Genomic DNA, 8732 nt, shown 5'->3' with positions numbered 1-8732 from the left:
ACTCGAAATCTGTTGTACGTCTTCCGGCGTACCGTGGGTTCAAATCCCACCCTCTCTGCCATATCAAGGGTTTGGGGCTTCGACTAACAAGTAAAATTGTTGTCAAAGCCCCAACTTCTAACAAACCTTCTAACGTAGTGCTTAGGATGATTAGATATCTGAATTATCACTGAATAAAAACCTATCAAGTTTATCGGTGGCTTCTCTTTGCATGTTGGGCATAACATGCGAGTAGATATCCATAGTAATACTGATGGTCGAATGTCCTAAGCGTTCTGAAATAATCTTAGGATGCTCACCTTGTTGAAGTAATAAAGTTGCATGTGTGTGTCTCAAATCGTGGAATCTTACATAAGGTATGTCCAGTTTTTTTACTGATCTTCCAAATTCTCTTGATACGTAATCAACATTGATAGGTGTACCGTCTTCGTTTGAAAAAACAAGATCATGATCTTGGTAATAAACACCTAGATTTTGCTTACATTCTTCTTGTGTAGCTTTTAAGACCTGCAATAATTTAATAATCTCGCTTGAAATAGCGACGGATCGGCGACTCCCATCATTTTTAGCCGACTTCTTAAATACAAGCCCTTTTCCTTTTAGTCGTTGAAGTGTTTGCCTTATACTAAGTGTTTGATTTTTAAAATCAACATCACTCCACCTTAAGCCGAATATTTCCCCTCTTCTCATGCCTGTACTGATGGCAAAAAAGACAGCCCCATGAAAGTATTTGTTTTTTGTGCCTTCCAGTAATATCTGTATTTGATCTTTGGATAGCACGTTAACTTCCTTCTTTTGTAGTCTGGGAGGGGTTACAGCTTTAGTAGGATTCTTTCCAAGGATTTGCCATTTCACAGCATGTTCTAAGGCTTCGTGTAAGATCCGGTGGTGATGAAGTACCGATCGTGCAGTCAAGCCTCCCTTTCCATCTACTCGCCCCTTTGTTAGCTTTTCCGAGTAATAGTTTTGAATCTGGATAGGCTTTATCTTATCTAGTGGAAGCTTCGCCATTCTTGAACGGGAAATATGCGTGTGAATGATGTACTCATAGATTTCCCGAGTGCGTGGTGCGCAATTGAATGTAACATAGTCTTCTAACCAACGTTCCATAAAATCAGCTAGAGTAAACTTTGTGGGTTCATAGTAGATACCTTGATTAAGCTCATGTATTTTTGCAATCATTGCCTTTTCTGCTTCTTTCGGGTCTTTAAATCCACTAAACCATTTTTGTTTACGCTTCCCAGTAACCTCATCAACTCCTACATCTAAGACAAAATAAAACTTGTTTCCTTTCTTCGTTACATGTCCTCTCAATGCATACACCTCCTAACTTTGTCCATTTATCCAATCTTCAAGAGCTTTTCGTGGAATCAAGATTTTAGAGCCTACACGGATTTTAGGGAAGTCAGGTCGACAGAGAAAGTGATCTCTCAAACTTGGTATTGATATTTGAAGCATTTCAGCTGCATCCTTAACAGTTAAAACGAGTGATGACTCAGTTTGGCTTTTTTCCTCAACGATTTGAACCATTCTTTCAAAGATATTAACGATTGCTGACATGTCATTTTGATCACTATTTTGTGTAGATAAGAAGTAAGGATGTGTCGTATTAGGATTACCTTTGCGCACATATTCTCTCATTGATAGTTTCCCCCTTATATAGCTTCTGATTTGGATGATTCAGGTTTAACATGGGTCATGCTTACTAAACTCTTCAAACGCTCATCTCTAGCTTGCTTTGCATCCTTGTACTGATCGATCATGATGAAGTCCTGATCTTTCAATCGCTTAAATGCCTCCTGCACCAACTCAAGTAAAAACTCTGGGGACTCTGCTTTCACGATGGTTGCTAGGGTAGGAGTTACTTGACGATCCAACCAACCAAGTTTCGTTTCAATGGTTCTTTCTTTCGGGAGTTCGGTTAACTTGATTTTCTGGACATCCCCAATGAAGCGTTCCCACTTCTTCCAAGTCTTCCAACGGCTTTTATTACTGTCAGTTCGCTTAACTGTGAATCGAACGTAGTAGTTCAAGATACCCGTTGCAATTTCGCCTACATCTGTTTCATTCGCAATCAACCATGCAACCTTAACCGCTCTTTCATCCTTTAATTGCAATTCTGTACGGTTCCAAATTTCAATGCCTTCCAGTTCTTCATCTTTTCCTTTTTCAAAAGCTTCCTTGAACTTGTCATAGAATCTAACTTTTAGCAGAGAAGTGTTAGAACCCAAGTACAACGTTTGTCCTCGTCTGTAACCATCTTTTAAACGAATCTTTTCGTAGTTCGTTGCTTCTCGAAACTTGCTTTGAACCTCACCTGATTTGATCTTCTTTTCAATCTCGGGTATTTTGAAATATCCAGTAAAGTCATCAATGGCGAGGTCTAGCCGTGTGATGTTTGATTCCAGATCAAGTATCATTGCTAGTAGATGAGACCACGTTCTTTTTTTGTATCCTTCATACTCCCGACATCCACCACCAGACATTTGCAAATGAATCCCCATACCCTCGTTACCGTCGTAATAGACTGCAATGTTCCCTAATCTAAGTGACTTTCGATAGCCGTACATCCCGTTATCCATTTCGGCAAAATTGTCGATATTTAGATCCAAAATGCCGTTAATTAATGCTTCCAAACTGACATTTTTCAAAGTGGCTTGAAGCCAGTCAATTAGTACTCTCAGACCAGTTCGGGATGTATTTTGTGCCCCCGTGTTACTGGACGGGGGCGAGATGCTTTTTGTTGGCATCGAGTATCCTCCTTGATATACCAAATTGGATAAACGCAAACTTGAATTTATTCAGCTCAAGGGTGGCAAAGAGCGCCATGAACTTCATAAAAAAAATAGAAGAACACGATTTTTTTTACTACGCCCTTGTTTTTCTTCCTGAGGCATGTGCCACCATAGTCGTGCCGACCGAGCGACTGACGGAATGACAAACATACATCTAGCTCGTTCGGTACGCCAGTTTAGCACATGCGATTCGCTTTGCTCATAGGAAGAAAAAGCGCCAAGCTACTATTTAAAAGCGCCTCCCAATGCTCCTTCTGGAATATGTTGGAGAGCTTAAAGCTTACTTGCTTCTCATTCAACGGATAACACGAAACGGATTGAAATAGATCTTGCGAGCTTTTCTTTTACTGAAATGACTACTACTTTTCGTGCTATCGGAGATACTCACTTCAAGTTCTAGTATCATATTGATAAGACTATAGAGCTGACGAGTGTGGATTGATCTTACTCACTAGGAGGGATATTACTAAGCCTTTCATCCAGAGAACGAAAGGCCATCTACTGTACGTTGGGTTTCAATCCTAACTAAGCATCTTTGCGAAGTTCAACCACATTCGATGGTTCAGAAGGATAATCCGTGAGACTCACATTGTGCTTGGCGGACAAATCTTCTAGGAAGTCCTCTAGTGAGTAATTAGGGAAACTAAATGGCTTGGGCGTGGCACCCATCATGCTACAGTAACCTTGTCCTGTTTCTAATGCTTCTAGGTCTTTACCATCATCATCAAACATCATTTTGCTTGCAGATTTAGAGCCTTTCAGCAAAACCTTTGTTGTGAACATATCTCGAACAAGCCCACTCAGATACTCAGCATCTGGACGTTGAAGGACTCCGATGAGTTGAATGCCTGCCGCTCTACCTTTTGTAGTCAAAATCTTCACTTTTTCAAAGAAGCGATCTCGCTCACTAACCATTTCCCCTGCCTTCTTATTAGCATTTTTGGGTAGTACCTCCACTAAACTAATCCATTCGTCACACACTAAGAAGTACGGTTCCAATCCAGCTACATCTGTATAATGGTTCTTTCTTTGTTTGGTCATCAGATCATAGCGCCGATCCATTTCCGTGATGGCATCATCGATATACTGAAGGAATCCTTCTTTACTGTCACAAATGTCGTAACCGAAGTCTTTTAAATAAGTGAACTCGACTTGTTTCCCATCCACGATTCGTAATGTCCATGAGGAAGGGAATTGACTCAAGAATCCACGAAGGAAAGTCGATTTACCACCTGATGTGACACCCGATATTAAGAGATGAGGGTTCTCATCAAAGTGATATTCTGTTATCCCGCCTGCTTCATATCCGATGTATAATACGTGATTATCATCTGTCTTCTTGACTGGCTTTGTTACATCCATGCTCGTATGTTGCAATACAAGGGAGACAACGCCTTTTCTAATTTTCGAACTGACTAAGAGAGAGCCAAACGCATGAGAGAAAGCATCTAGTTTGCGTTCCCAATCTGCTGATGTTTGACCCGCTAACATATGCAAATCTAAATAGTAGTTATATTGATCTGCGTAAAAGTCTACATTAGGAACCGTCGTAATATCGATTTTTCTTTCTCGTCCATCCCAACCATAATGAATCTTTTGATCTTGCTGTATCAATCGCGTGGTCTGCAAAATCGCACGGAGTAGGCTTGATACTCGGTAACTCTTACGAAATTTTGCCCACGTGTTCCAAAAGGATCTATGAATACTTAAGATACTTCCTCTGGTTGATGGTAAGGCGATACAGCTACCGATCATTCCATAAGTAACTCCGTATGCCCAAGGAACATATCCAAGTAACAAGCTAACTAGAAAGGCTGGAGACCAAATCGCCAGCCCTCCATACAAGAAGCGAATTCCTTTGTATGGCAATGAAGGCTCTTTTAGATAGAAAGTTAATTTCTGTTTCTTCATCGGATTAACCCCCTAGTTATTTCGTGGACCTCTTCTTACTTTGGAAGAGTCACCAGTCTTAGCGCCACCCCAACCAAATCCACCACTCCAGCCAAACCCTGAACTACCGCCTGAACTACTACCCGAACCTTTGCCGGGTCTGTTCCAACCAAAATCAGAACTGCCACCCCCGCTGGAGTTACCCCATCCAAAGCTACTCATCATTCAATCCCTCCAAATTCATCTTCTTCCTCTGCAACAAACACCACTTGATAGTCATGATCTGCTTTTGGATCACACATGAAGTCATCTAAGCATTCTGGATTATAGATGCATAGCTCAACACCATTGGTTACAAACGTCGCAAATGAACCTCCACAATATTTACAACTCATCATTATCATCCTCCTGATGGTGACATTCTCTAATTGTGTACGCATCACATTGTTTGCAATGGAACAGACCATGTGCATGAACTCTTTTTATATCCTCCCATTGCTCAGCAATCTCGTTTGTCAAATCAATCGATTCAACCTCAGACTTTATATCTAGCATATTGGCTTCTGCAAATAAGTCGGCTAAGACTCTATCAGTCATGCACTCTACAGATTCATCTTCTTCCGGATAGAAACAAAGCTCGTGACTAAACCAGTTAAGCATAGCGTTTTTCCCCCTCATTCTGGCTTGCCTTTGGTTTGGCTAGAAATTGAACGGTTTCTCCAACGAGATCGGTTGTGTATTTCTCTTTTCCAGTCTGTTTATCTGTAAAGTTACCGATACTGATTCTTCCTTTGATACAAACGAGTGACCCCTTCATCAAGCTTTTGCACTTCTCGGCTTCCTTGCCCCAGATCGTGACGGGAATAAAATCGCTAACGGTCTTTTTTTGCTTTTTGTCCCAGTATCCATCGACCGCAATGGTGAGAAATACGTAAGCTTTGTCATTTCCTGTTCTGCGAACCTGTACATCACGTGTTACACGACCCACTACATTAAATTGATTCATTTGAATTCCTCCTAGTTTTGATTTGATTGGGCATTACTTTTTCAATCATAAAAGCGAGTTCGCTTTGTAATTCTTCGTCTGTCAGATAGTGAGAGAGCCTGGAGATGTGATTGTCTAACATTTCGCAAACTTCATCGCGTGAATGATCGTGATAGCATTTGACACAACGTTTTAGCATCTCTGTGACCTCCACTTTCAAACCTTTCCTTAGACATCTGAGACAGTATAGTGTGTGATGGTGTCTGCTCATAAGGTATTCCTCATAGGGGCTTGGGCTTGCTGTTTCAGTTCTTTAAGGAATTGGAGTTCTTCTTTCATCTGTGCGATCTTTCCATCTTCCCACATGCCCTGGAGAAATCCCTGGGAATGCGTTTCTATCTGGAATTGAAGGACTTCTAAGCGGTATTCGATTTTGTTTAGAAGAGTCATTCGGCTCACTCCTTTAAGATTTATTGGGCTTACTTCTAACATAATGTCTCATATAGTGAGCGAGATGCATTCTAAGATGTGCGAGTACTGTTTACATAACTATCTGAAATTAGTGTGTGTGCTAGTGTTTATAAAGGATTAATGTGCTGTTGTCACTATTAGTGACTACCCTTAATATCACTATACGTGACAATAAGTCTGTTGTCAATACTATTTTCTCACATTTAGAGACATTTTATTTTGTCACACACCGTGATATAATGTGATCGGAAGGATGGAACGTGCCATGTCGACATTGAAAGAAAGAATTGTGGAATTACGCAAAAAAAATAAACTGTCTCAAGAACAGCTTGCAAAAAAATTTGGAGTAGGTAGAAGTACTGTTGCAATGTGGGAAACTGGGGATCGGACGCCAGATGCTGATACTATTCAAAAATTGGCTGATTTCTTTGATACTTCTACTGACTATTTACTTGGTAGAACTGATGTAAGTTATTCAGCGGAACAATTTCAATCAACCCGGAAGGGATTCGGTAGAGATCACGGGAGCAAGGCTACGAAGAAATATCTTGATTTGCAGATATGTAACACTTTAAAGGGATTACCAGAGAGTGTGTGTAAAGAATTGCAATCGCCATTATTACTTTACAAAGTTCTTCAATTAAGAAATGAGGTACCTGTGACGATTTCGGAATCCTATATTCCTAATTCTCTTCCTCTTAAAGATTTGAAAAAAATCCTAGAAGGGGTTAAACAAAATCCAACTCTAAGCTTGTATAAAAACTTGGAGTCAATGGGAAGAAAGCCGATTAATTGTGAAGAGACAATCATTATAGATAAACCATCCATTGAAGAAAAAAAGCTATTACAGATGCCAGATGATGTACCTGTGGCTAGAATTGTTAGAAAAACATTTGATGCTTCTAGCCATCTAGTAGAATATTGTTTGTTAACAAGTCGCACAGACCTATACAATTTTACATATCGATTTACACTGTAGAGCACTTCGGAAGGGGATTTTCTTATGGAAAAACTTAGAGAGCTTGAGGAAGAGGCTTACTCATTCTACAAAAAAACTGGAATGCCATATGTAGTTATGAAATCGGCAATGACTTTGGATGGAAAAATAGCCACTTCAACAGGGGATAGTAAATGGGTAACAGGTGAACAATCAAGACACCATGTGCATGAACTTCGTCATATATATGATGGAATCATGGTTGGTGTGGAGACAGCGATTAAAGATCGACCACAACTTACAACACGATTACCCGGAGGAAATGGAAGGAACCCTGTCCGAATTATTGCAGACAGTTCTTTACGGTTACCATTAGATTCTCCATTGTTGGATACTAGCAATGCTCAAACATGGATTTTTTGTACAGATGAAGCTAGCATTGAAAAAGAAAAACAGTTATTGAAGCATGGTGTGAGAGTCATTCGTACAGGTAATGGACGACATGTTAATTTACATCACGCAATGAAGTATCTAGGGGATAATGGAATCAAATCTGTACTTTTGGAAGGTGGAGGTCATTTAAATTGGTCAATGTTAAAAGCCTCATTGGTACAGAAAGCCGTTATCTTTATAGCCCCAAAGTTACTTGGAGGGAGAAACAGCATTTCTCCGATATCGGGTGAAGGATTCGATCGAATGGGGTTAGCTACCCAATTGAACAACTTGTCTGTAGAGCAATTTGGTGCAGATGTATGTGTAATTGGATATATAAACTGACTAAGAGAGGGGATTCCCTCTCTTTTAATTTTTCTTATACAACTAAGGAGGTTGATAACAATCAAATTTCGAATATCTATATAAACCAACTGTGAGGAGGGATTTGAGATGAAAAGAAATAATGAATCATGGTTAGTTCAACAGTTTCGAAAGTGGTTAAATAAACAAGATAGAGAAACAAAGCATAATGTTGTCTCCAAAATACGAATTGGTAAACAAATCATACGATGGATTAAGTTGCCTTCTTTGGCTTTAAGATTTATACAGGAACAGATTAAGCGTGGGTATTTCCCACTACTAGATAAAAACATGTTCAAAACAGAGTCTCCATTAGAGCGAGCTATGTATTACGATCTTCGTCGAGTTTACAGAAAGGAAGAAATTATTCCTCAGTATCCTATTGAGGATTTTTGGGCAGATTTTGCGCTTCCACAGTACATGCTCATGATTGAATTAGATGGTGTTACATATCATCAAGATAAACGAAGGGATCAAATACGGGATGCAATTATAAGAAAGCATGGCTGGACGGTTATGAGATTTCCAACTTGGTTAATAGAGAAAAAACCGGGTGAGGCTATTAGGAGAGTTGTAAAATTTACACAAAGAGCTAGTGAATCTCAGTCCCTCGATCAAACAGAGCGGAAACCAAACGAGGCTTTGTAATACTTGAGTTGGCTTTCTAACACTTCTAACAAACTTCTAACAAACTACATTTTCATTTATTGCTTATGGATAATTTAAAACTAGCTTAAGCGTTGAAATATCTACAATTATATTTTCTGTTTTTTCTTTATTTTATGGTTTTGTAAAACTCGAAATCTGTTGTACGTCTTCCGGCGTACCGTGGGTTCAAATCCCACCCTCTCTGCCATAT

At 39.7% G+C, this 8732-nt stretch carries 13 protein-coding genes; 3 read left to right on the top strand and 10 right to left on the bottom strand.

All coding sequences use genetic code 11. The features are described from left to right. Positions 1-150 precede the first annotated feature (150 nt). From EDD57_RS13765 to EDD57_RS13725, 10 genes are all read right to left on the bottom strand, one after another. Positions 151-1314: a site-specific integrase gene (locus EDD57_RS13765; RefSeq protein WP_165873842.1), complete on the bottom strand. Its 1164-nt coding sequence runs from the start codon at positions 1312-1314 to the stop codon at positions 151-153. A 12-nt stretch (positions 1315-1326) separates the two neighbouring features. After that, the gene (locus EDD57_RS13760; protein WP_131849990.1) at positions 1327-1641 is read right to left on the bottom strand and encodes a helix-turn-helix domain-containing protein; all 315 of its coding nucleotides are present in this window, start codon (positions 1639-1641) and stop codon (positions 1327-1329) included. 14 nt (positions 1642-1655) lie between these two features. After that, positions 1656-2750 (bottom strand): replication initiation factor domain-containing protein, encoded by a 1095-nt coding sequence (locus tag EDD57_RS13755; protein WP_131849989.1) that lies wholly within the window; start codon positions 2748-2750, stop codon positions 1656-1658. A gap of 570 nt (positions 2751-3320) precedes the next feature. Next, positions 3321-4706 (bottom strand): FtsK/SpoIIIE domain-containing protein, encoded by a 1386-nt coding sequence (locus EDD57_RS13750; protein ID WP_131849988.1) that lies wholly within the window; start codon positions 4704-4706, stop codon positions 3321-3323. 12 nt (positions 4707-4718) lie between these two features. Beyond that, a complete protein-coding gene (locus EDD57_RS13745) occupies positions 4719-4907 on the bottom strand; it encodes a hypothetical protein (protein ID WP_131849987.1) in 189 nt (62 codons plus the stop codon). Then, positions 4907-5080 (bottom strand): hypothetical protein, encoded by a 174-nt coding sequence (locus EDD57_RS14540; protein WP_165873841.1) that lies wholly within the window; start codon positions 5078-5080, stop codon positions 4907-4909. Before EDD57_RS14540 ends, EDD57_RS13745 begins: the two co-directional genes overlap by 1 nt. Beyond that, positions 5070-5345, bottom strand: coding sequence for a hypothetical protein (locus EDD57_RS13740; protein WP_131849986.1), 276 nt, complete (start codon positions 5343-5345; stop codon positions 5070-5072). Before EDD57_RS13740 ends, EDD57_RS14540 begins: the two co-directional genes overlap by 11 nt. Beyond that, complete coding sequence (locus tag EDD57_RS13735; RefSeq protein WP_131849985.1) at positions 5338-5691, bottom strand: single-stranded DNA-binding protein; 354 nt, start codon at positions 5689-5691, stop codon at positions 5338-5340. The genes EDD57_RS13740 and EDD57_RS13735 overlap by 8 nt, the downstream gene beginning before the upstream one ends. Then, entirely contained in the window at positions 5678-5869 is a 192-nt protein-coding gene (locus EDD57_RS13730; protein ID WP_131849984.1) for a hypothetical protein, read from the bottom strand. Before EDD57_RS13730 ends, EDD57_RS13735 begins: the two co-directional genes overlap by 14 nt. A 68-nt stretch (positions 5870-5937) precedes the next feature. Next, the gene (locus tag EDD57_RS13725; protein ID WP_131849983.1) at positions 5938-6120 is read right to left on the bottom strand and encodes a hypothetical protein; all 183 of its coding nucleotides are present in this window, start codon (positions 6118-6120) and stop codon (positions 5938-5940) included. A gap of 286 nt (positions 6121-6406) precedes the next feature. Here EDD57_RS13725 and EDD57_RS13720 point away from each other — a divergent pair, with 286 nt between their 5' ends. From EDD57_RS13720 to EDD57_RS13710, 3 genes are all read left to right on the top strand, one after another. Continuing rightward, a complete protein-coding gene (locus EDD57_RS13720; RefSeq protein WP_165873840.1) occupies positions 6407-7120 on the top strand; it encodes a helix-turn-helix domain-containing protein in 714 nt (237 codons plus the stop codon). A 24-nt stretch (positions 7121-7144) separates the two neighbouring features. Next, positions 7145-7855, top strand: a complete 711-nt coding sequence (gene ribD, locus EDD57_RS13715) for a bifunctional diaminohydroxyphosphoribosylaminopyrimidine deaminase/5-amino-6-(5-phosphoribosylamino)uracil reductase RibD (protein ID WP_131849981.1) — start codon at positions 7145-7147, stop codon at positions 7853-7855. Between the two features lie 108 nt (positions 7856-7963). Next, on the top strand, positions 7964-8521 hold the full coding sequence (locus tag EDD57_RS13710) for an endonuclease domain-containing protein (protein WP_131849980.1): 558 nt from the start codon (positions 7964-7966) through the stop codon (positions 8519-8521). The last annotated feature ends 211 nt before the right edge of the window (positions 8522-8732 follow it).

This window comes from Baia soyae (assembly GCF_004341445.1).
Lineage (GTDB): Bacteria > Bacillota > Bacilli > Thermoactinomycetales > Thermoactinomycetaceae > Baia > Baia soyae.
This window is presented reverse-complemented; position numbering and strand designations above follow the sequence as displayed.